This window comes from Gracilibacillus sp. Marseille-QA3620 (genome assembly GCF_054950035.1).
Genome location: NZ_CM143102.1, coordinates 477,611 through 502,417, shown reverse-complemented (window position 1 = coordinate 502,417; position 24,807 = coordinate 477,611). Strand labels below are relative to the sequence as shown.

Below are 24,807 nucleotides of genomic sequence, written 5' to 3'. Positions count from 1 at the left end.
CTAGGATCATGCTGTTTGCTTAATCAATTTTATCATCAAGCGATGTGCGGGGAAGTATCAAGATTTCCACCCGTCTATTTCTTGCCTTTCCAGCCTCAGTCTTATTCTCAGCTACAGGTTTATACTCACCAAACCCTTTAGCACTGAACCATGCGGGGTTCAATTTCTCATTTTCCTGCAAGAGCTTCATGAAATTCACCGCACGCATTACGCTAAGCTCCCAATTGGATTCATAGTCAACCGTACGGATTGGTACATTATCGGTATGCCCGCTGATGATGATATTACGTGGAGGATCCATAACCAGCAAGGAGGCGATCTCCCTTGCAATATATTTATCTCTCTCCCTCACCTCAGCGACACCAGAATCGAAGAGAACATTATCGCGAATGGTCAAAAGCAGCCCCTCATCCGTGAGTGAGGTTTCCAGCTTTTCAGCAAGATGATTCTCCGCAATATAGGCATTCATCCTTTGCTGGATATAAGAAAGCTTCTCAATTTCTGTATCAGCAGTGACTTCTTCTTTTTTCTCTTCCTTCTCCTTTTCTGTCCCTTCTTCTCCCTCCATGCCCGTCAGCATTCCATCAGGCATCGGGCTATTGTTCTCCAGCACACCTGTCCCGCCCTCAAACGCCATATTAAAGGCGCGGGAGAGCTCCGTAAACTTTTGCGAATCCACCGAGCTCATGGCAAATAGAACGATAAATAGAGCAAGCAACAGGGTTAAAAGGTCACTGTAGGGCAGAAGCCAGGATTCGGACATATGCTCCTCATGCCGAGATTTCTTGTTTCGTCGCCTGGACATGGTCTCTCATCCCGCCTTCCAACCATTTTTTCCGTTCCGCTGCCGGTAAATATGAGGACAGCTTCTGTTCAATTGTGCGTGGTGCCTCCCCATCTAGAATAGAGAGAATCCCTTCAATCATCATTTCTTTACGCCTAGCTTCCTCTCGGGACTTCCGTTTCAGCTTATTGGCGAACGGGTGCCATAATAAGTATCCGGTAAAGATCCCTAACAATGTCGCGACGAAAGCGGCACTAATGGCATGCCCGAGCACCTCAGTATCACTCATATTCCCCAATGCAGCAATCAGCCCAACAACAGCTCCCAATACACCTAATGTCGGTGCATAAGTACCTGCTTGCGTAAATATTTGCGAGCCGACAGCGTGCCGCTCCTCCATTGCCTCAATCTCGTCAGACAGGATATTTCTTATGTATTCAGCACTTTGCCCTTCCACCGCCAAATTCAGACCATTACGCAGGAATGTATCCTCCACCGTTTCAGAAATTTTCTCTAATGCAAGAAGGCCTTCCTTACGGGCAATTTGAGCCCATTCTGAAAATGTATATATTAATTCGTCATACGAGATTGTCTTTTCCTGCGAAAAAATAATCTTAATTAGCTTCGGTACCTTCAACAATTCATTTGTTGGAAATGCGATAAACACAGCGGCGGCTGTCCCTATCAATATAATTAAAATAGCAGCCGGATTTACAAGAACTGACATTTCCACTCCCTTCATAACCATTCCTGCGCCAACTGAAATGATTGCCAGTATGATACCAATAAATGATGCCTTATCCATTCTCTTCACCCGTTCTCTACTAATCTTTTATCTTACTTAATATCGGCTCTGCCTCTCATTCCTTAACAACATTTCCCCTCTCCATATAGATCAGTATTCATAATGGGTAAAAAGACATTTATTTAAAAGTGAATAATCTTTTTGGGAAATAACTAAACTTCTTTTCTCTATTACCGACCCTCTACCTTTTGACACATAAGTAAATTTATCTTTTCTTCTAAAAACGTGTAAAAAGGATTTTAATTGAGTAATTCATCCTAATTTTCATTTGTTATTTTTAACATTTATGTCGATAGTAGTGTTTTATTGTAATATTCTTGTCAAACAACTCTAATGAGGCTGTAACCCATGAAACTAGTATTTTAGTTATAGTAGAAAAGTAGAGAAAAGGCGGTACGATTTACCAAAGCTGCCAAATATATAAACCGGGGGTCACTAGTGAAAAAATTTATCATTGCTGCTACGATTCTATTGTCGTCTATTCTTGTGCCATTTGGACCGGGTCAGTCTGAAGCATCCGCTGCCTTTTCAACAAAGAACGTAAACAAAATCATTAATACTGGAAAGAAATATATCGGTACTCCATATAAATGGGGCGGCACAACTCCTAGAGGATTTGATTGTTCAGGATTTGTGAAATACACAATCAAGAAAGCTACCGGCAAGACTGTTCCACGAACATCTTCAGCCCTATACAAAAAAGGCAAGAAAATCTCTAAATCCAAACTGAAAAAGGGCGACCTCATCTTCTTCAATACATCCGGCAAGGGTGTATCCCATGTAGCTATCTATATGGGCAATAATAAGATGATTCACGCTGCTTCAAAAGGAGTCAAAGTCGACAATCTTAGCAACTCTTATTGGAAGAAACGCTACATCGGTGCCAAACGAATCTAAATATAAAATAAACAGCCCGCATCTTAAGACATTAATGTCCTGATACGGGCTTTCTCTTTATCGTTTATTCCCTTGCCTAAGCAGGGCATATAAATCCTCTTCTAATCGGCTTGCATGTGCCTCTGCCTGCTTTACTGCATCCTTGACTCCGGCGTTGTAATAGTGTGCGCCAATTTGTTCAGCAAAGAAGTCAAGGATGCTTCCTGCAGCTAGTTCACCAATCTCCTCGTCACGTTCCTGGTGAAAAAAATATTGAATATCACTGATGATTTGCTTTCTCTCCTCAGCATTCCATTTGACTAGCATCAAACTTTCCTCCTTTTTGACAGAAAAAGGTAGAGGAATCATCTCCTCTACCCTATCTTACTCGATATCAGCCTTGAGTAACAGGCTTCTTTAAGTTTCTTGTTAACATCTGATATGCATGTTCGACAGATTCATCACTTGGGGAGCTAATCTCAGATAGCGGATATTTATAACCGAGGGTTTCCCATTTGTAGACACCAAGCTGGTGATAAGGCAGAATTTCTACCTTCTCAACATTTTCTAGTGTACCGATGAAGTCACCTAAACGCTCCAAATATTCATCCTGATCATTGATGGTCGGCACTAACACGTGTCTGATCCAAACTGGCATTTTCTTATCAGAGAGATAACGGGCAAATTCCAGAATGTTTTCATTCGGCTTGCCTGTGAGTTTAATATGGCGTTTGCTGTCAATATGCTTCAAATCGAGAAGAATCAAGTCCGTATATTTCAACAACTCTTCAAGCTGCGCATGGAACTCAGGTGTGTTTGCATAGCATCCGCCTGATGTATCAATTGTTGTATGAATGCCTTTTTCCTTGCATTGCTTGAACAATTCAATCAGAAACGGTATTTGCAAAAGCGGCTCTCCGCCGCTGACTGTAATACCGCCGCCAGATGCATCCATAAATGCTTTATATTGAACGGCCTCTGCCACGATTTCATCCGGTGTCATTTTATTACCAGTACCGATTTTCCATGTATCAGCATTATGGCAGTATTGGCAGCGTAACAAGCAGCCTTGAGTAAATACTATATATCGGATCCCTGGGCCATCTACTGTTCCGCAAGTTTCAACAGAGTGAATATTCCCGTATATCATGAGATCCCATCCTTTCTTTGCAAAAAAATGTAAGTTCGTTTTTATAAGAGAGTCCCCCTGCCTTTTAACAGGGAGACTCTGTTTTGTTCTAGAAGTAATCTTCTATTCTATTACATTGTTTCGTGGAACGTACGGTTGATAACATCGATTTGCTGCTCACGAGTCAACTTGATGAAGTTAACCGCATATCCGGATACACGGATTGTCAATTGTGGATACTCTTCTGGGTGTTCCATCGCATCAAGCAATGTATCACGGTTGAACACGTTGATGTTTAGGTGGTGACCAGTGTTTGCTGCATAACCGTCAAGGATTGCTGCGAGGTTCGCTACACGTTGTTCTTCATCACGACCAAGCGCTTTTGGCACCATAGAGAATGTGTTAGAGATACCATCTAAAGAGTACTCATATGGAAGCTTCGCTACAGATGATAGGGAAGCAAGAGCACCTTTTGTATCACGTCCGTGCATTGGGTTTGCACCAGGAGCGAATGGCTCGCCAGCGCGACGTCCATCTGGTGTGTTACCTGTTTTCTTACCATACACTACGTTGGAAGTAATTGTAAGAACAGATTGTGTGTGAACAGAGTTACGGTAAGTTTTATGTTTTTTCAATTTGATCATGAAGCGTTTAACAAGATCTACTGCCATGCTGTCTACGCGATCATCGTTGTTTCCGTATTTAGGGAAATCGCCAGTTGTTTTGAAATCAACTGCAAGGCCGTTTTCGTCACGGATTACTTCTACTTTACCATATTTGATGGCACTTAAGGAGTCAGCCGCTACAGACAATCCAGCGATACCAGCCGCCATTGTGCGAAGGATCTCAACATCGTGAAGAGCCATTTCAATGCGCTCGTAGCTGTATTTATCATGCATGTAGTGAATAACATTCAATGTGTTGATGTAAAGCTCTGCAAGCCATTCCATCATGCTATCGAATTTCTCCATTACTTCATCGAAATCAAGCACATCAGATGTGATTGGTGCGAAGTTAGGAGCTACTTGAATTTTAAGTTTTTCATCGACACCGCCGTTGATAGCGTAAAGCAATGCTTTCGCTAGGTTCGCACGAGCGCCGAAGAATTGCATTTGTTTACCGATACGCATAGCAGATACGCAGCATGCGATACCGTAGTCATCACCATATTCTTTGATCATGATGTCATCGTTTTCGTACTGAATTGCACTAGTTTCGATAGACATTTTAGCACAGAACTTCTTGAATCCTTCAGGAAGCTTAGTAGACCATAATACAGTCAAGTTTGGCTCTGGAGCTGGTCCAAGGTTAGATAATGTGTGCAAGAAACGGAAGGAGTTCTTTGTAACAAGTGTTCTGCCGTCTAATGCCATACCACCGATTGATTCTGTTACCCATGTTGGGTCACCGCTGAACAATTGGTTGTAATCAGGAGTACGAGCAAATTTCACAAGACGCAGCTTCATGATGAAGTGGTCAACGATTTCTTGTGCTTCAACTTCTGTTAATGTGCCTTCACGAAGGTCACGCTCAATGTAGATATCTAGGAATGAAGATGTACGTCCTAGAGACATTGCCGCACCATTTTGCTCCTTGATTGCTGCAAGGTAACCGAAGTATAACCATTGAACAGCTTCTTTCGCATTTGTAGCTGGTTTAGAGATATCGAAGCCGTAGATTTCAGCTAATTGTTTTAATTCGTTTAATGCGCGAATTTGTTCGCTCAATTCTTCACGTTGGCGAATAACGTCCTCAGACATTGTTCTCGCACCAAAGTTTTTCAATTCTGTTTTACGCTCAGAGATCAAGAAGTCTACACCATATAGAGCTACACGACGGTAGTCACCGATGATGCGTCCACGTCCGTAAGCATCTGGAAGACCAGTGATGATACCAGCTTTACGAGCAAGCTTCATTTCGTCTGTGTAAGCATCGAATACGCCTTGGTTATGTGTTTTGCGGTAGTCAGTAAAGATTTTTTGTACTTCTTCATCAACTGTGAAACCGTAAGATTCAGCAGCATTTACTGCCATGCGGATTCCGCCGAATGGTTGAAGTGAGCGTTTGAATGGTTTGTCAGTTTGGAAACCAACAATCGTTTCAAGCTCTTTATTTAAGTATCCTGGACCGTGGGAAGTAATAGTAGATACTACTTTAGAATCGAGATCAAGCACGCCGCCTGCTTCGCGTTCTTGTTTTGTAAGATCCATTACTTGTGCCCATAGTTGGTTAGTTGCTTCTGTTGGACCTGCTAAGAATTCGTCATTTCCAGTGTATGGAGTGATGTTTTTCATGATGAAGTCACGTGTGTTAACTTCTTTCTGCCAGTCTCCGCCAGCAAATCCTCTCCATGCATCTTGTACTTTCGTTAATACTTGTTCCATTTTGAAACCTCCATTATCCTGCATTTTTTTATGCGTCAAATGATTGAGTTAATGATTATTTTTTGTATAACAGTTATCTATAATCAAATGATACACCCAAAATGTGATTTTGTGAACAACATTTTTTTGAACATCTTGTGAAAATGTTAACATTCCTTATATATCAAGGGTTTTGGAAGTTTATTAATTTTTACCATTTTTAAAATCGCTATTTTTCGCCAAACTGTTACATAAAAAAATGTCGAAAAAACAGAACTGTACTATAAAAGGCTACCAATCAGATGGCAGCCTTTTCATTTTCTTCAGCTTTCTTTTTCTTTGACTCGGTTCTTAAATGCTTCCTTTGTTACAATGTACTCTTCCTCTGTTTCATGAATCTCATGATTACCGCCTGTTTCCGCATCATGCGGAAACTCGCCTGGATGGCCCTTTTTCTTATGATTAAAGCCGACGCCTCTGCTCATGATCTCATCCCTCCTTTTGCTTCCTAGTGTGCCACATCAAGGAGGAAATATGATTAATACGTGTACACCGCATGTTTGAGAAGAGCTGGCAATACTTCCGTAGAAAATGGAATATGCAATCGCTCTGTCCGCTTATGAGCATCCTTGCCATATGGACCAATATTCACTGTCGGCACATCAAGACCGGCAATTAATTCAAGCGGTATATCATAACCCTCACCATATAAAGGCATCTCCTTCTCCAGCACCTTAGCAACCTTATCTCTGTCGCGGAGACGGAAATAACTTACATCAGATAGGCCAGGGAAATAAGATATGATTCCAATCTCTTCATTATAATCCTTCTTCGCCTTATCGATGCAGCCAGCAACTACTGCTCTAGCACGCTCATCCCTTTCTCCATCCTTTAAGTACACATGAGGATAATAAGGAGGTGAAAGCATAATTAAGTAGAAGGGTGCCAACGACTTAAAATAGGAAGAAATCACTCCTGCAATGGCCGCTGTCAATTTCCCCATATTGGCTCCTAAATCCTGTTCAAGCTTCTTCACATGCTCTTCAATGGCCTGACGGAATGCACTTCCATGCTCCTTTAGCCCCTTTTCATATAACTCCCAATACGTATACACCTGTGGTTTAACAATCTTGCGTGCACTGACTCCATCTTCATAGCCCAATGCTTGATACGTTTTCTCCAATCGTTCTCCAATGTACTCACTGCTGTCCTGACCGATTTTCTTCAGCTTGCCCATCACTTCCTCCGGGGTTTGAAGGAGTGTCAAGATATTTAGCAGGATATAGGAACTCGTCGGTGTTTGGACATCATAGGATTCCTTCAAGTCTGTCAGCTTTAGAGTCGTTGGCAGAGGATTCCGTTCCCCTTGTGCCTGTTCAAGAAAGACTGTCGCAAGCTCGGTTCTCTCAGCATACACACTCGCCATCCATGCAGCATTCAGTCCTTCTAACGGCTCCCCTACATGCGTTTCCGTCCCTATACAATAGATAAGCGGAAGCATTTTTCCAACCGAGCCGGTATAGAAATACTTTGACCGATCACCAGGATACGCTCCAAAGCTCGGCTCTGAACAAATCGTCAGTTCATAATTCAATCCATATTTCGAGCGAATCTCATCCAATAATTCGACCCCAGCAAACATTCCTGCTGAATAACGTTCTTCATCCGGGGTTGCCAATAGCAAAAGATTGTATCCAAGATCCTCTTTCTGACAAACTTCTGATATTAAAGCCATCTGCGCAGCTAGTCCGGCTTTCATATCCATGATGCCCCTGCCGAAGATCCATTCACCTGACTGGAGATCCTCCTTGGCATCCTCTGGCAGCTCCTCCCGCTCCAATGCTCTTGTATAATCAATTGGTGAAAAGGCCAATGATGTAAGCCGCCCAAAGTCCTCTACCCCAACCACGTCATAATGGCTTAATAGAATGATCGTACGATTAGCTTCATTATTTCCTTTATACAAACAGGCAACAGCCTTCCGCTCAAGCACATCATGCTTAATTGCCTTTTTGAAAATATACTCGGGATGCTGCTGATAATATGGCAATTCCATTAGGATAGAGACAATCTCCTCCTCCATCCGAAGCTCTCCCCTTGTACCTGTCACACTTGGAACTCTCACCAATCGGAGCAATATGTCTAAAATACCTTCTTTTGTATTCCAATGCCCTATACTCATAGCGACCCCCACTTCAAAATCTCACTCATTTCTTTCCATTATACCAGTTAAAGTTAGAATATTCCGTTCATTCTATTTGTTGCGAAAGCAAAGGTGGATTTGGGATACTTGAAGGAGATTAAGGGGTGTTAGCAAATGCGAATAAAAGAAATAAATCTTCATCATATACAGATGAAGCTAAAGAACCCATTCACCAATAGCTTCAGTACTGTGAAAGATCGGCGCTTTATTATCATTGAAGCCGTTCTGGAGGATGGACTAACAGGATGGGGAGAATGTGTTGCCTTCGAACATCCTTGGTACACGGAAGAAACCATTTATACATGTGCGCACCTATTAAAGGATGTACTCATCCCCTCCGTAATGAATAAGCCAATCCGCCACCCGGATGATCTAACCGCCCTCTTCGCTCCTGTACGGCGAAACCCAATGGCGAAAAGCGCTTTGGAAGGAGCTGTCTGGGATCTTTATGCGAAGAAGAACGGCCTTTCACTGGCAAAGGCTTTAGGCGGAGAGAAGAAACGAATTGAAGCAGGTATTAGTATCGGCTTGAAGGAAACAGATGAGGAGCTTTTCAGTACTATTGACGAGGCTCTTAAACAGGGCTATAAGCGTATCAAATTAAAGATTAAGCCTGGCCAGGATATATCGCTCATCAGCAAGGTCCGCACTCGCTATCCAAGCCTTCCAATCATGGCAGATGCCAACTCAGCCTATACATTGGCAGACTTAGAACGACTACACGCGCTTGACCAATATGATTTAATGATGATTGAACAGCCGCTTGCCTATAATGACTTATACGAGCATGCTCTGTTGCAAAAAGAATTACACACAAAAATCTGCCTTGATGAAAGCATCCAATCCGCTCATGACGCCCTGCAAGCTATCCAATTCGGCAGCTGCCAGGTCATCAATCTGAAAATCGGACGCGTCGGCGGACTATCTGAATCCTTGAAAATTCTCAAGCTATGTGAGGAAGCTGGCATTGACGTCTGGTGCGGAGGAATGCTCGAGACGGGAATCAGCCGGGCACATACGATTGCCCTTGCTTCCATGAATGCAGTCAATCTCCCTGGAGATATCTCCAGCACCCAAAATTATTGGCATCAGGATATCACCATTCCAGAGGTTGTTGTATCAAATGGCTATATTGTAGTACCAGAAAATCCTGGTACAGGCTTTGAGATTGACCGCAAAGCGCTTGAAGCCTTCACGATTCACAAAGAGTGCTTCCATGCATAATCTTCCATATTCAGGGTAAAGAAAAGAAAACCACAAATGGGAGATGATGTCGCTATGTCAAAAGACAAAAAGCAATTATCTAGGGGTAAAATGGATAATCCGGAACATACACTCACAGATAAAGAGCATATACTAGATAAATTTGAGGAAGAGCAAAACGTAGACCCGATTCCGATTGAGGACCTACGTCAGGAGAATAAGGAAGAACGGCACAAGCATGACACGAAGCAATCCTCCTCAAGCGAGAAGAAATTTAAGCCTGAAAAGCAGAAGACTGATTAACCAAACACCCCCGGATGAAACATCCGGGGGTGTTAAATTTATTTATTTTTCATCAAGAACTTCATAACCATCGGTCACAATAGACAGCTTCCCAGTCTCCGGATTAATCACCATCCCTGTCACAGGAATATGAGCCGGAATTAAGGGATGATTCTTTATCAAATTCACGCTCTCATTCACACTTTCCTGAACATTAGAGAATCCTTTCACCCAGCTGTTCACCTTAATGCCTACATTCTCTAATGTCTGGAATGTTTCCTCCGGCACCCCATTGTCTTTCATTTTATCAATGAACACATCAGGATCAATCGTGGACATCCCGCAATCCTCATGTCCAACGACAAACACTTCCTCCGCACCAAGTGCATGAATGGCCACAAGCACAGAACGCATCACACTGCCAAACGGATGATTCACAATAGCTCCTGCCGTCTTGATGATCTTCACATCTCCATTGGAAATATTCATCGCCTTCGGCAGCAGCTCCACCAACCTCGTATCCATACAGCTAATGACAACCATCTTCTTGTCAGGAAACTTATCGGTCTTATATGGCGTATATTCCTTCTTATCTACAAATTCACGATTGTAGGCCATTATTTCATCTAATGTATTCATTCTTCCGCCCCCTAAAAATGAGTGTCTATCTTTTTATTGTACATAAGTTGGCAAAATAGTTAAAATAATATACAAATTTTAGAAGACGGAAACTTCCTGCAGTAGTTGCGTAAACTATCCTAATACCAAAATTCACAAGTGGAAAGGATACCCCAATCTTGAAGAAGAAATTGAAGCATCTCGAACCGCACGTACATTCAACATACTCCCATCTTCATTCCCACCCAGAGGTAAGCTGGAACGAGAAAGAAACTGCCGCATATATCCTTCAGCGACTAAGCGAAGATGGACTCAAATGCACCCCATTTCCCTCCTTCCCTGGCTTAATTGCTGAAATCGGCACCGGACGGCCCGTCATCGCCATCCGCGCGGATATGGACGCACTCTGGCAGGAGAAGGATGGCTCTTTCCAGGCTGTCCATTCCTGCGGGCATGATGCCCATATGTCCATCGTTCTTGGAACAGCAGCACTCTTAAAAGACAGCATCGGCGGCTTGAAAGGCACCATCCGTTTCATCTTTCAGCCTGCCGAGGAAACAGGCGAGGGAGCTATCGCTGTCACAAAGCTCGGCGTCGTAGATGATGTCGATTATTTATTCGGCCTCCACCTGCGCCCAATCGAGGAACTGCCGCTCGGAGCCGCCGCCCCTGCTATCAATCATGGGGCAAGCCATCACATCCTCGGCAAAATCATCGGTGAAGACGCCCATGGAGCCAGGCCCCACCTCGGCACAAGCGCCATCGAAACCGGCATGATGCTCAACCAATTGCTCAGCCAAATCAAACTATCACCCATGAACCCGCACTCCGTCAAACTGACCCGTTTTGAAGCAGGCGGGGAGAACTTAAACATCATCCCCGGCAACGCCATTTTCGGCATTGACGCCAGGGCTCAATCAAACGAAGACCTTAACCACCTCAAAGTTGAAATCCAGCGCTCCATCCAAGCACTTGAGGAATGGTACGGAATCACCATTGAACAAGAACACCAGCCAGACACAACGGCTTCCATCATCTCAAAAGAAGCTGCCAACCATATGGAAACCGCCATCATCGACACTCTCGGCAGAAAAGGATTACACAAAACCGTTGTCACCCCAGGCAGCGACGATTTTCACTTCTACACAAAATTACGTCCAAGCATCAAAGCAACCATGCTCGCACTCGGCGCCGATCTCACCCCCGGCCTGCACCATCCGCACATGACCTTTGACCATTCCTGTTTGATGATTGGCGTAGAAATCATGTCGCGGGCTGTTATGGAAACAATGAAGGCTGAATCATAATGGGTGATTCGGCTTTTTTGTTTGGAGATGAGGATGCCTGAGGCACCTTTGGCTCCATTTGTATGGGGGGTGGGTGGGCTTTCTCTGACGATGTCCACCCTTTGTCCATCCTTTCCCCCCTTTGCATGGGCATTGGGTGGGCTTTCTCTGACGATTCCCACCCTTTGTCCACCCTTCATCCCCCTTGCCTGGGCATTGTATGGGCTTTCTCTGACGATGCCCACCCTTTGACCATCCTTTCCCCCCTTTGCCTGGGAGTTGGGTGGGCTTTCTCTGACGATGTCCACCCTTTGACCATCCTTTCCCCCCTTTGCATGGGCATTGGGTGGGCTTTCTCTGACGATTCCCACCCTTTGTCCACCCTTCATCCCCCTTGCCTGGGCATTGGATGGGCTTTCTCTGACGATGTCCACCCTTTGTCCACCCTTTCCCCCCTTTGCGTGGGAGTTGGGTGGGCTTTCTCTGACAATGTCCACCCTTCATCCCCCTTGCCCGGGCATTGGGTGGGCTTTCTCTGACGATTCCCCCCCTTTGTCCACCCTCTCCCCCACTCTTCAACCCCTTACAAACAAGAAAGCCGAGCCATTTTGACTCGGACATGATCATTTTGTCTATTTGGTTTTTATAGCATAGCGAGAATTTCTTCTAGCGTTGGTAGTGCGCTAATTCCGCCTTTTTTAGTAGTCGTAAGTGCTCCGCTTGCATTTGAAAAGGTTAGAAGATGATTACTATGTTCTTCAGCATATTTCTCTAGATTGTTAATTGTCACGCCATCACGTAGTAAACAAGATAAAAATCCTCCAATGAACGCATCTCCTGCACCTGTTGTATCCACAGCGGTAACTTTATATGCTTCTTTAAAGGTTGAATGGTTTCTAGTGATGATGTAGGCGCCTTTGCTCCCTTTTGTATATACTACGACCTTAACATGGCCAGTAAATAGTGATTGTAAGCCCGCAGATTCATCCTTTATTCCTGTTATGAATTCCAATTCTTCATCTGAAACCTTCACAATATGAGATTGAGGGAGAAAGGCTAATATCGTCTTTCTGCAGCTTTCGTGGTCATTCCAGAGCGGTAAACGGACATTAGGGTCAAAACTAATAATCCCTTTATTCCTATGAGTCTGTTTAATTAACTTTTCATGAGCATATTTCATGGGTGATTCTACTAAATCGACTGAACAGAAGTGAAGAATATCGCCTTGTTCCATTAAATTGTCTTCGATTTCTTCTGCTTGTAATAATAAATCGGCAGAAGGATTACGATAGAAGCTAAAATCTCGTTCTCCGTCACTGTTCAATGAAACAAAGGCCAACCCTGTATTAGCTTCGCTTGTTCTTAATACCGATTTAGTGTCGACCCCAGCATTCTCTAAAGTATCAATTAGAAAGTCACCAAATGCATCTTCACCTAATTTCGTAACCATCTTAGCCGATTGCCCATATCGGGATACCGCAGCAGCTACATTTGCTGGTGCACCACCAGGTGCTTTTTCAAAACGATTGACGTCCTTTAATCCTACCCCGTTTTCTTGAGGGATAAAGTCAATTAACACTTCACCGATACTCACTAATTTGGACATGTTATCACCTGACATTCTGTATTTTAGTTCTTTCTATATAAATGACAGCCACATCCATAAGGATTGAATGTGGCTGTGATATTTTGTGATTATTCCCAGATATCAGCTAGTTTCCAAGCCTGCACAGATTTAAGATTTACTTTTCCATCTTCAGCGTAGAATTGAACATTTAAACTTGTTTTCTTTGGATAGATTCTACTTGTCATTGTGGTAGTACCTTCGTTTGCAAATACTTCAATCGATGATCGGTCAAGATAGAGGTGAAGAATAACTGTATCGCCTTCTAAATTGATAGCCGTCTGGCGGATACCTTTTACTCCTGCACCAGAGTGCTCGCGATTAAGTATAAGCTTACTATGCTCTACATCAATGCCAATGGAGGTCTCTTCCGTTCCATCTTCACTGCATCTCACCTTGATTCCGAATTCCTTTGCCGTAAGGTTTTTTAGTGAGAATTCAGCTTTAAGCTCGAGCAGTTCTTGGTTTATCGGTGTTTTAATAACTTCATTTGAAATAGAGGCCACATTCACTTCTAGTTCCTGTTCACGAAGGCCTTTCAGCTCGGCAACTGGCTTCATGATTATGTTTCCTTCAGCAGATAAAGATAACTCCCTTGGTAGTGTTAAAGCTCCACACCATCCATGCTCTTTAGTCGGCATTTCAGATTCCCACATATCCATCCATCCTATAGCAATTCGACGACCTTGATCATCATGTAATGTCTGTACCGCATAGAAGTCATGGCCATGATCGATTTCGTGGAAATCACCATGCTCAAATTTCTTCGTGGTTTCATTGTAAGATCCGATTAAATACCCTGTTTGGAAAAGGTTATTGTAAGAGTCTCCTTCTGCTTTCATTCCTTGAGGAGAGAATAGCAGAACATCCTTTCCATCTAGCTCAAAGAAATCTGGACATTCCCACATATATCCCAAGTTACTTTCATTTTGCGCCAATACGCCTTCATACTCCCAATCGATTAAATCCTTTGAAGTATAGTGAATAACTCGACCAATATCATCTTTCGTTCTGTTGCCCAATACAATATGGTAAAGGCCGTCTTTTTCCCAGATTTTCGGATCACGGACATGCCCTGTACTGTCTTCTAGAATGTCTCTAATTACTGGGTTATTTTCATACTTCTCGAAGTGAATGCCATCTTTGCTTGAAGCGATGCACTGTGTCTGAATCGCAATATCTTTTGATTGATCAACCCATACATGGCCTGTATAAATTAAATAGAGCATATCATCCTTTACAATAGCACTCCCGGAAAAGCACCCATCGCGATCATAATCATGGTCAGGTGCCAAGGCCACTGGAAGATGCTCCCAGTGAACTAAATCCTTACTTTTGGCGTGGCCCCAATGCATTGGCCCCCAGCTCTCTCCATATGGATAATGCTGATAAAATGCATGGTATTCACCTTTAAAAAACACAAGACCATTTGGATCATTAATCCAGTTAGCTGGCGCGGCAATATGATAGCCTAAACGCCAATCCTTTTTCATTTTTTTTACGGCTTCTTGAAGAGCCTCATTTGCTTGATTAATTGCATTATTAGCCATTGTGACAGTCGTCATATAAATCACGTTCCTTTTCAAGTTTTCTATTAAGATGCTTTAGCTTGTCTATTCATTTGCACTTCTTCTTTTACATCCTTGGTTAATGTAAAGCAGGAAATAATATTAAATGTCAGCACAATTCCACCAATGATGAAGTACACATGACTGAATCCTATTGTGTCGTATAAAGAACCAAATACTGGTGATAGAAATGCAGCAGCAATCGCACTTGAGAATTGGAAACCTACTAAATAAAGAGTTGAAGATAAGCGATTATCAAAATGCTGAGCCAGGTATTTAAAAATCGCAATTAACATAATCGGCAATTCGAGAGCATGAAGCAGTTTCATACAAGATATGCCGATTGGTTCAAAGGCCAAACCTGAACCAATAATACGTGTCGCCATGATAAAGCCAGCTAAGAGCAACGATTTTTTTGCTCCAATTTTGTTTACAATAAATGGTGCAGCGAACATCATGCCTGCTTCCAAAAATACTTGGAATGAATTCAAGTAACCGTATAATTGGTTTCCTTTAGAAATGTCAGAGAATAAAGAAGCATAATATGTAGGGAATTGTTGATCATACACCGAATAGAAACATACTACGCCAAATACATACATGACGAAGAACCAGAACTTTTTCAGTTTTAACAATCCAAAGACATCCTTCATCTTAATGGGCTCTTGAGTAGTAATATCCGAAGAACCTGTTAAATCTACTTTTGTCATTAATAAGATCAATACTAAACATAAAGCTGAACCTGAAGCTAACCAGAAATTAATATTAGGATTGATGTTAAATAGCTGTCCTGCGAAGAAAGTCGCTGCTGCCCATCCTAAAGAGCCCCACATTCTTGATTTCCCATATTCAAAGTCACACTTACGACCTATTTTTTCAATATATGATTCTACTGCTCCACAGCCTGCTTGGAAGGCAGCACCTAGGAACATACCGCCTACGATAGCACCTAATAAAATGTTGTATTTCAATAATGGTCCATAAATATAGATGAAGAAAGGACCTGATAAAACAAGTAATGCAGTAATAAACCAAAGGATATGTTTCTTTAAGCCAATCTTGTCAGAGATTACTCCATAAAGCGGTTGCATAATTAATGCTACGATTGCGTTTGCTGAGAAGATAATCCCTGTACTAGCACCGCTTAACTGAATATCTTGACTTAACCAAATAGAAAATAAAGACATACAGGAAGACCATGTAAAGAAGTAAAAAAAGAAAAATGCACTTAATAACCAATAATTTCGTTTTGCTCCTATTTTCATACCCTACCACTTCCCTTTCTGTTTATAACTCTTTCAACAAATTACGTAAACGTTTACGTAAACGTTTACTTTATTGCTTAACTTAATAATAAAAGCGCTTTCATGATTAAGCAAGAAGAAAATTGTTCCATGCATAAAAAAATAAAAAAAGACCTATAGGTCCGACACTAAATATGTGTCCATCTATAGGTCTTGAATAATGATCTTAACTAGATCTTCGAATAATCAAGGATGTATCTAACATGTAATCTGTCGGTTTTTCTTGCTTATTTTTGATGCAATCCAAAATGACCTCAGCAGCTTTCTGTCCCATTTCATAAGCTGGTTGTTTAACGGTTGTTAACGATGGATTAATGATTTTCATCCATTCATAATCATCAAATCCTATGATGGCCATTTCATCAGGAATTTTGATGTAATGCTCTTGGAAGTATGAAATAGCTCCCATTGTCATCACATTATTTGCAACAAAGAGTGCGCTGACCTCTTTTTGCTCCATAAACTCTTTCGCTATTCTGTATCCATCTTCTAAAGAAGCATTTCCTATTTTCACATACTTCTCATTAAAGGATAAATGATGATCTGCAAGGGCTTGCTTATATCCCTCTAAACGTTTATCACTTGTTGTTAAACCTAATTCCCCCGTTATAAACCCGATATGTTTATGCCCCTTTTCGATGAGATGCTTCGCAGCAGCATACGCACCTTGAAAATTATCGGTTAACACACAATTCCCTTGGTAGTTCTGGGGTTTTCGGTCAATGAAGACAATGGGTGAATCATTATTAATCGGCAGGTCAGCTAGATAAGAATAATCATTTCCGGTTGGTACTAGAATGATTCCGTCCACTAACTGATTATGGAACATTTGAATATGTTCTTTTTCTAAATCAGGATTTTCGTAGGAGTTACATAGAATTAATTTATACCCGTTCTTTGATAATGTTTGTTCGATACCTTGAGCGACAATCATAAAAAAAGCATTAGCTGTATCTGTAAATTCTTTAACTGGTACAATTAATCCGACTAAATGCGAATTCTGGCTCCTTAATGTTCTTGCAACAGGGTTAGGAACATAATTTAATTCCTTCATGGCCTCTTTTACCTTTGTCGTTACTTCTTCAGATACATATCTAGTTCCATTGATTACATGAGAGACAGTTGCTGTAGATACCTCCGCCATTGCCGCTACATCTTTTATACTTGTCTTGTTTTTCTTCTCTCTCGCAGCCATTGTCTAATCCTCACTTCATCTTTAAATCAATTGATACCCTCCGATTAACATAGATCGGAGTCATTCGGCTTTCAACCATTCGGTAATCTGCCAAAGACTTTACCTTTATTCCGCCCTGAGTTTGCACTCTCATTTGGCATTCATCTCCACACCGGTCGAAGTGGTAAGCTCTTTGCTGAATAAAGGTAAATAAACTCATACATATCGCTATAGACGCTACTTAAAGTATAACACATCGCCCCTGCTGCCTATTCTTCTCTTCAGAAATATCGTTGCATGAAGTTCTGTCAGCACTCTCCGGCTTGTTAAATTCTATATAAAAAATCATGCATTCCTCAAAAAAGTCTCTAATAAGCTATTACCCTTCTAACGCTTGCTCAATATCTGCCCAAATATCCTCCCACGATTCAAGACCGACAGAGAGACGGATCAGCTGATCGGTGACGCCCATGGAGAGGCGGTCTTTTTCTGGAATGACAGCATGGGTCATGGAGGCTGGATGAGAGATGAGTGTTTCCACATCTCCCAAACTGACGGCAATTTTGATGAGTTGGAGCTTGTTAAGGAAAGCTTGTGCTTCTCGTTTCCCTCCTTCTTTTAGTTCGAAGGAGATGACTCCTCCTGGCTGCTTCATTTGTTTAATGGCAGCTTCATGTCCGGCATTATCTTTATTCCATGGAAAATACACTTGCCCGACTTGCGGGTGATTTAGCAGCTGTTCATTGATCTTGATGGCATTTTCACTGTGGCGGTCCATGCGGACGGGCAGGGTTTTGAGACCGCGCAAAAGAAGCCATGCGTCAAATGGAGACATGATGCTGCCGATATCTTTCAGGCTGTTCTTTTTGAGATTAGTGATAAAGGATTTTTTTCCGGCAACCAGACCGGCGACGACATCTCCATGTCCCCCAATGTATTTGGTTGCGCTATGGAGAGCAACATCACATCCGAGTGCAAGTGGTGATTGGAGATATGGAGATGGAAATGTGTTGTCGACAACGACGGGAATGCCGTATTCCTTGGCCACGCGCGAAACCATCTCTAGGTCAATGACGCGCATCGTTGGGTTAATGGGTGTTTCGACAAAGATACAGGTCGTCTCTGGACGAATGCTGTTTCGAATTTGCTCTTCTGATTCCATCGGGCTGAAATCATAATCAATCGCATATTTATCCTTTAGCAAGACCAGTAAGTCAAAGGTGCATCCATACACACCAAGGGAGCAGAGGATATGGTCATTTGCTTTTGACAGTTCAATTAAAACGGCTGAAACCGCTCCCATTCCTGATGCGAAAGCGGCGCAATCTTCAGCTCCTTCTAGGACAGCCACCTTTTCTTCAAGTGCTTGAACAGTCGGGTTTCCGAGGCGGGAGTAAATATAGCCTTCTTCTGTTCCAGCAAAGCGTGCCTCGCCTTGCTCCGCTGTATCAAAAGTGAATGTTGAGGTTTGGTAAATCGGTGTGGATAGACTGCCTACATGCTTTTTTGTATCATATCCGGCATGGACGGCTGCCGTTTCAAAGTGCTTGTATTCTTTTCTCATCCGTCAATTCTCCTCCAATTAAACAGGCTTATTCTTCCATCTGATTTTATCATATGCCCAATAGGTAAATCATGGAATTCGGGAATATAGACAAAAAAATAAAAGGCTTGTTAAAAGCCTTTCTTCATTCTTCATGGATGACAGCTGCTGTTTGCCCTTTGGTTACATTCAACAAATCATCCAGATGGATCTTCATTTGCATGCCAATCTTGCCGGCAGAAACGATCATGATTCCTTCCTCCTCTGCCTTCTTATCGATGAAAGTTGGATATTGCTTTTTCATCCCGACCGGTGAACAGCCGCCGCGTATATAGCCTGTGTATTTCTGCAAATCCGCGACAGACAGCATGTCGATTTTTTTCTCTCCCGCTGCTCGTGCTGCCCGCTTTAAATCGAGTTCAGCCATAACTGGTATGACGAATACGTATAGATTTTTGGCTGCGGAGATTGTCACCAATGTTTTGAACACATAACGGGCATCCTCGCCAATCTTAAGAGCAACGGATATCCCATCAATCTTGCCATCCTCAGGATTATATTGAAGTAATTCATAGGATACTTTCCTTTGGTCAAGTATCCTGAGTGCATTTGTCTTTCCTTTCGCCATTCTAACCCTCCCTCTCAAAAACGCCCAGATCGGAAGATGGAATAGAGGAGATAGAGAACCATGACCGTCGCAATGACAAACCCAATTTCGATAATCGGAATCTGCCACAGGATGTTGGTTCCGCCTCTGGTTGAGGAGCCAATGACCAGGCCTGCCATGATAATGCTGAAGGACAGCAGGATGATTGCATAGGATAGTTGGTTCGCCATCTTATCCATCTTTGCCAAAAACGTTTCAAGCTGCGGTACTTTAATCTGCACACTAAATTTGCCATCTTTTAATTTATTCGTCAAATCTTTCAGGCTGCGAGGCATTTCTGAGAAGAAATCAGAATAGTCGACGACCTTATTAAAGATCATCTCTGCAATATTTTTCGGCTGGAAGCGTTCCTTGACTAAATGGTCGCCAAAAGGCTCGACGACATCAAGGATATTGTATTCCGGATAAAGAGTTTCCACAACACCCTCAACAGCTAAAAAGGTTTTGCCAAGCATCGTCAAATCTGATGGAATACGGATATGATGCAGATAGGTGAGGGTGAAGAAATCATTGATGACGTCGCTGATGCTGATCTTATTTAAATTCTGCCCATAATAATTATCAATGAATTCCTGCACATCCGCTTTTAGCTGATCGTAGTTTATGTCATCCGGCGTAATCCCAATCTTCAAAATGGAGCGTACGACAAAATCAGTATTCCCCTTTCGCAGCGCCATCAGCAGGGAGGCGAATTCATACTTCATCTCAGCATTAATTCGGCCGATATTGCCAAAGTCAAGAAAGACAAGCCGATCGCCGGGCTGGACAAACACATTTCCGGGATGCGGGTCAGCATGAAACAAGCCTTCGTCGAGGATTTGTTTCATCATCGCCTCTGTGAAACGCTTGCTCAGCAGACAGCGGTCAAAGCCAATCTCATCAAGGCTTTTCACATCATTGATTTTAATCCCCTCCACAAACTCCATTGTAAGAACTCTTTTTGTGGAGTAATCCCAATAAACCTCCGGGATGCGGATCATATCATCATCTTTGAATTGAGCGGCAATCTTCTCGGCATTTCGTCCCTCAATCCCGTAGTCAAGCTCCATATTCAGAGAGAGGGAAAATTCATCGACGATATCATTAATGCCATAATCTCTCGCCCAATGATACCGCTTCTCTGCAATACGGGCGAGGTTATGCAGAATTTCAAGATCCGTATCAATGGTTTTCGTGATATTAGGTCTCTGTACCTTCACTGCCACAATATCACCTGATGGAAGAATAGCTTTATGTACTTGACCAATAGAGGCTGCCGCAATTGGAACTGGATTAAATTCAGTAAACAATTCCTCGAGCGGCAGCTCTAATTCGTCCTCAATGATGGCCTTTACTTCATCGAAGGGAAATTCCCGTACCTTATCCTGAAGCTTCTCAAGCTCAAGGATAATGGCAGCCGGGACGATATCAGGGCGGGTACTCATCATTTGTCCGAGCTTGATATAGGTTGGACCAAGCTCCTCTAAAATCAGCCGGATACGCTCACCCGCTGGCTTTTCTTTAACATCCTTCCCTTCAAAAATCCACTTGCCGCCAAAAGGAAGCATATCAGCCAGCCCAAGCTCTTCCGCTATAGAGCCAAAACCGTTATGAATCATGGCACGAATAATATCCTGATAGCGATTAAAATGGCGTATCCTTTTATTCAACACTTGCATCCACCCCTACTCTATTGGTCCTCTAATGACGCTTAATCCTGTTTTGCTTCTAACGCAGCAATTCTTTGCTCAAGTCTTGCGATATCCTCTTTCGTTGCGATATCCATTTCCTGAAGGCGCAGCTTAACCTTCATGTTGATTTGTTGTTCGACCTCTTTCTGGCGCTCCTCACCGCGCTGCACTAAATCATTCACCATTTGTTTTGATTCCTGTTCAGATACATCGCCGCGCTTAACCATTTCATCAACATACTTTTCAATCTGTTCCTTGCTGACAATGGCAGCTCCTAAACCAAAGGAAAAAGCTTTGTTGACCATGTCTCGAATTGCACTCATTTCAATCCACCTCATTTAGAATAATTTTAAACAGACTTCCTCTCTTCTTACATTCCACCTTTCCTTTTAAACAAACATGAATTTTATGGATATTGTGTGTATGATTCAAAAACAAAAAGAGACAGCACTAACTGGCCGCCTCTTGCTGATTCTAGTTTTATTGCTTGTCCGGACCAAAGATGATGCCGCACTGCTTCCTTGTATGTTCCATTATATTTAAGACAATTCCGCTCAGATTGGCTAGTTCTACATAGCGTTCCTCATCGCCTGTCTTGATAATATCGGTGAATGTCTCGATTTCATACACCATGTCATTATTGGTTTGTTCGATGGAAAATGGCTCACATACCTTTGTTTCCCGGTCAATGAACTCAATTTTTTCAACGGTCCCTGACCCTGGGAAGATGATATTGCCCTTCTCGCCGTGAATTTCATTTGAACCATATGAATCCGTGATTTTGGAGCAAACAATCGTACAGACAAAATCTACGTATTGGAGGACAAGTGTCCCGCCTCCATCAACCCCGCTATCGAGCATAACCGGAACATAAATGCTTGAATCCGGCTCTCCGAATAAAGAGATTGCCATGTAGAGCGGGTAAATACCTAAGTCGACCAGCGCTCCCCCTGCGTATTTAGCTGAGAAGATATTCGGAACTTCCCCTTCCAAGTATTGATCGTAACGAGAAGAGTACTTCATATATTGCAGGTTAACGCTTCTAATTTGGCCGACACGTCCTAGATTATTCTTCAAGACGCTGAAATTCGGCGCATGAATCGTTCTCATCGCCTCGAATAAAAAGACATTATTCTTCCTTGCTGTCTCAAAGGCATTCTCCCATTCCTTCATACTCGTAAACATCGGTTTTTCACAGATAATATGCTTACCGTGCTCCATTAAGAAGATAGCCTGCTCATAATGAATGGAATTTGGAGAGGCTATGTAGACTACCTCAATTTCCTCACAGGTCGCCAATTGCTCCAGCTGATTAAATACGAGTTTCACATCATATTGATTCGCAAAGCGTGTTGCCTTCTCTAAATCTCTTGAATAAACCGCCTTTAATGTGAGTTTTCCGCTCTCAGCAGCCGCTTCGATAAAGCGTTCAGTAATCATGCTCGTTCCAATCGTTGCAAATTTCATATGAAAACACTCCCTAGAGCAAATTTTGATGAATTTCCTATCTTTTTATTGTATCAAAAGGAGGAAAAAGAAGCGCCTGTAAGCCACTAAAAAAACTGCCGGAGATGATCCGGCAGCCTGTGTATTATTGAGAGATTTTCCCGAAAGCAACTGCGATTTGAGCGCCGACTTTTGCATTGTTTTTCACTAATGCGATGTTGGCTTCAAGGCTCTTGCCTTCTGTTACGTCTTTAATTTTGCCTAGTAGGAATGGAGTAACATCCTTACCAGTGATTCCAAGAGATTCTGCCTCTTCAACCGCATCATCAATTACCTTGTTGATAAAGCTGTCTTCCATTGCGAATTCCTCTGGGATTGGGTTACCGATAACCATTCCGCCTTTAAGATTCATATCCCATTTCGCCTTCATCATTTCCGCAATCTCTGTCGGAGTATCTAGACGATAGTTCACATCGAACGGACTTGTTCTTGTGAAGAAGGATGGTAATTTATCTGTTTGATAACCAACAACTGGCACCCCTTGTGTTTCAAGGTATTCCATCGTTAAGCCTAGGTCAAGAATGGACTTAGCCCCTGCACAAATGACCGCTACATCTGTCTTTGCTAATTCCTGAAGGTCGGCGGAGATATCCATTGTTGTCTCAGCTCCACGGTGCACACCGCCGATTCCGCCTGTCACGAATGTTTTAATGCCAGCAAGCTCTGCGCAGATCATCGTTGCCGCAACCGTTGTTGCGCCGTTCTTCTTCGCTGCTACCAAGTATGGCATATCGCGGCGGCTAGCTTTCGCAATGCCCTTTGTTTTCCCGAAGAATTCAAGTTCCTCATCGCTTAAGCCGATGCGAATAACACCGTCAATGACAGCCATTGTTGCCGGAACAGCTCCCTCTTCGCGGATGATAGCTTCTACTTCACGAGCTGTTTGCACGTTTTGTGGATATGGCATACCGTGTGAGATGATTGTAGATTCCAACGCTACGATTGGTGTTCCGTTTTTCTTCGCTTCTTTCACTTCTTCTGATAATTTAATCCATTCATTCATGTTGTTTAATCTCCTTTTAAAATAATCTCTCTTTTTCCTTCTCTAGGGATAGGCGATTCAAGGATGGACTGACCGTTTCCTTTGACTGAATCGTAATGGAGGCACTAGACATACCGTATTGGCAGGATTCAAGGATAGAATGACCCTCAATGGCACCGAGCATGATGCCCGCTGCTAGTGAATCTCCTGCACCAGTCACATCTACGACAGAATCAGCAGGCTGTCCAGTAAGGAAGCCTTCTTCCCCCTTATCGTTTATGAAATATAATCCTTTTTCACTACGTGTGATAATCACATGACGAACACCCCGAGCAAGGATTTTGGCACCAGCCTCCCGGACGGATTCATCATCATTAACCGTCAAACCAGAAAGCACCTCAGCCTCTTCCCGATTCAGGATGAGCCATTCCAGGCCACTCAAGTTTTCCGGAAGACGGTCCAATTTCGGGATAGATACGGGAACGACAGAAACAGGGATACCTTCATCTGCACAGCGCCCAATGATATAGCTGATAATCTCCTTCGGAAAATTCGTATCGAGCAGAACCATGGAGCTTGCGGCGATATGTGACCATCGCTTCTCGATGAACGGGATATCAACGGCATCATAGATACCCATATCAGCAAACGCAACTGCCATATTCCCATGCTCATCTAAGATGGCTGTGTATGTGCCTGTCGTATGTCCGGCAATCTCTAGAGACGGAAGAATCTTCACGTACTCACCCGTTCTAGCAAGAACATCCTTTCCTTCTCGATCATCGCCGACAACCGTCAGTAAGTGAACATCTGCTCCAATACGTCCGAGATTCTCCGCAATATTGCGGGCAACCCCGCCTAGAGTTGAAGTTGTTTGGACGGGGTTAGAGGTTTCGAGACGGAAGGCTTTTTCGAGCGAGGATTTCCGATCCATATTGGCACCGCCAATACAGACAATCCGCTTACCCTCAGGAAGAACATAAGCACGTCCCAATAATTTTCCCTGCTTTGTCAGAGAAGAGATGTAGCCGGCAATGGCACTTCTTGAAAGATTCAGTTTCCCCGCTATCTCATTTTGCGTGATGAATGGGTTATCTTTTATTAAATGTAGAATCTGACTCTCTTTTTCATTCATAGGATTCAACCCTTTTGAAAACATTTGTCTATAGTATAAACAATTGTCCAACTGATATACAAGGTGAAATTTAATTGAAAAAATT

The 24,807-nt window shown here is 42.8% G+C and carries 23 protein-coding genes; 4 read left to right on the top strand and 19 right to left on the bottom strand.

The genetic code is table 11. From position 1 onward, the window contains the following. Positions 1–19 precede the first annotated feature (19 nt). A complete protein-coding gene (motB, locus tag ACY8DX_RS02535; RefSeq protein WP_439803460.1) occupies positions 20–805 on the bottom strand; it encodes a flagellar motor protein MotB in 786 nt (261 codons plus the stop codon). Then, positions 771–1,589: a flagellar motor stator protein MotA gene (motA, locus tag ACY8DX_RS02530; protein WP_439803461.1), complete on the bottom strand. Its 819-nt coding sequence runs from the start codon at positions 1,587–1,589 to the stop codon at positions 771–773. The genes motB and motA overlap by 35 nt, the downstream gene beginning before the upstream one ends. A 438-nt stretch (positions 1,590–2,027) precedes the next feature. Between motA and ACY8DX_RS02525 the strand changes: the two genes are divergently transcribed. Further along, positions 2,028–2,486: a C40 family peptidase gene (locus ACY8DX_RS02525; protein WP_439803462.1), complete on the top strand. Its 459-nt coding sequence runs from the start codon at positions 2,028–2,030 to the stop codon at positions 2,484–2,486. 57 nt (positions 2,487–2,543) lie between these two features. On the opposite strand, the gene ACY8DX_RS02520 is transcribed toward ACY8DX_RS02525, so the two are convergent. The 5 genes from ACY8DX_RS02520 to ACY8DX_RS02500 all read right to left on the bottom strand — a co-directional run bounded on the left by ACY8DX_RS02520 (position 2,544) and on the right by ACY8DX_RS02500 (position 8,139). Beyond that, positions 2,544–2,792, bottom strand: coding sequence for a DUF2164 domain-containing protein (locus tag ACY8DX_RS02520; RefSeq protein WP_049672247.1), 249 nt, complete (start codon positions 2,790–2,792; stop codon positions 2,544–2,546). A 67-nt stretch (positions 2,793–2,859) separates the two neighbouring features. Further along, positions 2,860–3,615, bottom strand: a complete 756-nt coding sequence (gene pflA, locus ACY8DX_RS02515) for a pyruvate formate-lyase-activating protein (protein ID WP_049672248.1) — start codon at positions 3,613–3,615, stop codon at positions 2,860–2,862. Positions 3,616–3,725: 110 nt separating this feature from the next. Continuing rightward, on the bottom strand, positions 3,726–5,978 hold the full coding sequence (pflB, locus tag ACY8DX_RS02510; RefSeq protein ID WP_439803463.1) for a formate C-acetyltransferase: 2,253 nt from the start codon (positions 5,976–5,978) through the stop codon (positions 3,726–3,728). Between the two features lie 302 nt (positions 5,979–6,280). Further along, the gene (locus ACY8DX_RS02505; protein ID WP_439803464.1) at positions 6,281–6,442 is read right to left on the bottom strand and encodes a hypothetical protein; all 162 of its coding nucleotides are present in this window, start codon (positions 6,440–6,442) and stop codon (positions 6,281–6,283) included. Positions 6,443–6,495: 53 nt separating this feature from the next. Beyond that, positions 6,496–8,139: a M20/M25/M40 family metallo-hydrolase gene (locus ACY8DX_RS02500; protein ID WP_462406153.1), complete on the bottom strand. Its 1,644-nt coding sequence runs from the start codon at positions 8,137–8,139 to the stop codon at positions 6,496–6,498. Positions 8,140–8,274: 135 nt separating this feature from the next. Here ACY8DX_RS02500 and menC point away from each other — a divergent pair, with 135 nt between their 5' ends. After that, positions 8,275–9,384 (top strand): o-succinylbenzoate synthase, encoded by a 1,110-nt coding sequence (menC, locus tag ACY8DX_RS02495; RefSeq protein ID WP_462406152.1) that lies wholly within the window; start codon positions 8,275–8,277, stop codon positions 9,382–9,384. Between the two features lie 54 nt (positions 9,385–9,438). Beyond that, positions 9,439–9,666, top strand: coding sequence for a hypothetical protein (locus tag ACY8DX_RS02490; RefSeq protein WP_049672252.1), 228 nt, complete (start codon positions 9,439–9,441; stop codon positions 9,664–9,666). A 42-nt stretch (positions 9,667–9,708) separates the two neighbouring features. Here the strand turns inward: ACY8DX_RS02490 and ACY8DX_RS02485 are convergent, their stop codons facing one another. Then, positions 9,709–10,284, bottom strand: coding sequence for a beta-class carbonic anhydrase (locus ACY8DX_RS02485; protein ID WP_049672253.1), 576 nt, complete (start codon positions 10,282–10,284; stop codon positions 9,709–9,711). Positions 10,285–10,439: 155 nt separating this feature from the next. Here ACY8DX_RS02485 and ACY8DX_RS02480 point away from each other — a divergent pair, with 155 nt between their 5' ends. Next, positions 10,440–11,570: an amidohydrolase gene (locus ACY8DX_RS02480; protein ID WP_462406882.1), complete on the top strand. Its 1,131-nt coding sequence runs from the start codon at positions 10,440–10,442 to the stop codon at positions 11,568–11,570. Positions 11,571–12,192: 622 nt separating this feature from the next. Here ACY8DX_RS02480 and ACY8DX_RS02475 read toward each other — a convergent pair. The 11 genes from ACY8DX_RS02475 to ACY8DX_RS02425 all read right to left on the bottom strand — a co-directional run bounded on the left by ACY8DX_RS02475 (position 12,193) and on the right by ACY8DX_RS02425 (position 24,722). Then, positions 12,193–13,155 carry a carbohydrate kinase family protein gene (locus ACY8DX_RS02475; RefSeq protein ID WP_049672255.1) on the bottom strand — a complete coding sequence of 321 codons (963 nt, stop codon included), beginning with the start codon at positions 13,153–13,155 and terminating at the stop codon, positions 12,193–12,195. Between the two features lie 89 nt (positions 13,156–13,244). After that, positions 13,245–14,723, bottom strand: coding sequence for a glycoside hydrolase family 32 protein (locus ACY8DX_RS02470; protein ID WP_462406151.1), 1,479 nt, complete (start codon positions 14,721–14,723; stop codon positions 13,245–13,247). Between the two features lie 44 nt (positions 14,724–14,767). After that, on the bottom strand, positions 14,768–16,006 hold the full coding sequence (locus ACY8DX_RS02465) for an MFS transporter (protein WP_049672256.1): 1,239 nt from the start codon (positions 16,004–16,006) through the stop codon (positions 14,768–14,770). 205 nt (positions 16,007–16,211) lie between these two features. Continuing rightward, positions 16,212–17,240 carry a LacI family DNA-binding transcriptional regulator gene (locus ACY8DX_RS02460; RefSeq protein WP_049672257.1) on the bottom strand — a complete coding sequence of 343 codons (1,029 nt, stop codon included), beginning with the start codon at positions 17,238–17,240 and terminating at the stop codon, positions 16,212–16,214. A 358-nt stretch (positions 17,241–17,598) separates the two neighbouring features. Next, entirely contained in the window at positions 17,599–18,783 is a 1,185-nt protein-coding gene (gene megL / locus ACY8DX_RS02455; protein ID WP_049672258.1) for a methionine gamma-lyase, read from the bottom strand. Between the two features lie 124 nt (positions 18,784–18,907). After that, positions 18,908–19,390 carry a Cys-tRNA(Pro) deacylase gene (ybaK, locus tag ACY8DX_RS02450; RefSeq protein WP_462406150.1) on the bottom strand — a complete coding sequence of 161 codons (483 nt, stop codon included), beginning with the start codon at positions 19,388–19,390 and terminating at the stop codon, positions 18,908–18,910. A 14-nt stretch (positions 19,391–19,404) separates the two neighbouring features. Then, the gene (locus tag ACY8DX_RS02445) at positions 19,405–21,087 is read right to left on the bottom strand and encodes an ABC1 kinase family protein (protein WP_231589552.1); all 1,683 of its coding nucleotides are present in this window, start codon (positions 21,085–21,087) and stop codon (positions 19,405–19,407) included. 32 nt (positions 21,088–21,119) lie between these two features. Then, positions 21,120–21,422: a phasin family protein gene (locus tag ACY8DX_RS02440; RefSeq protein ID WP_439802443.1), complete on the bottom strand. Its 303-nt coding sequence runs from the start codon at positions 21,420–21,422 to the stop codon at positions 21,120–21,122. Positions 21,423–21,579: 157 nt separating this feature from the next. After that, a complete protein-coding gene (locus ACY8DX_RS02435) occupies positions 21,580–22,566 on the bottom strand; it encodes a Gfo/Idh/MocA family protein (protein WP_049672262.1) in 987 nt (328 codons plus the stop codon). Positions 22,567–22,690: 124 nt separating this feature from the next. Further along, positions 22,691–23,608 carry a pseudouridine-5'-phosphate glycosidase gene (locus ACY8DX_RS02430; protein ID WP_049672263.1) on the bottom strand — a complete coding sequence of 306 codons (918 nt, stop codon included), beginning with the start codon at positions 23,606–23,608 and terminating at the stop codon, positions 22,691–22,693. 16 nt (positions 23,609–23,624) lie between these two features. Continuing rightward, the gene (locus tag ACY8DX_RS02425) at positions 23,625–24,722 is read right to left on the bottom strand and encodes a carbohydrate kinase (RefSeq protein ID WP_462406149.1); all 1,098 of its coding nucleotides are present in this window, start codon (positions 24,720–24,722) and stop codon (positions 23,625–23,627) included. Positions 24,723–24,807 lie beyond the last annotated feature (85 nt).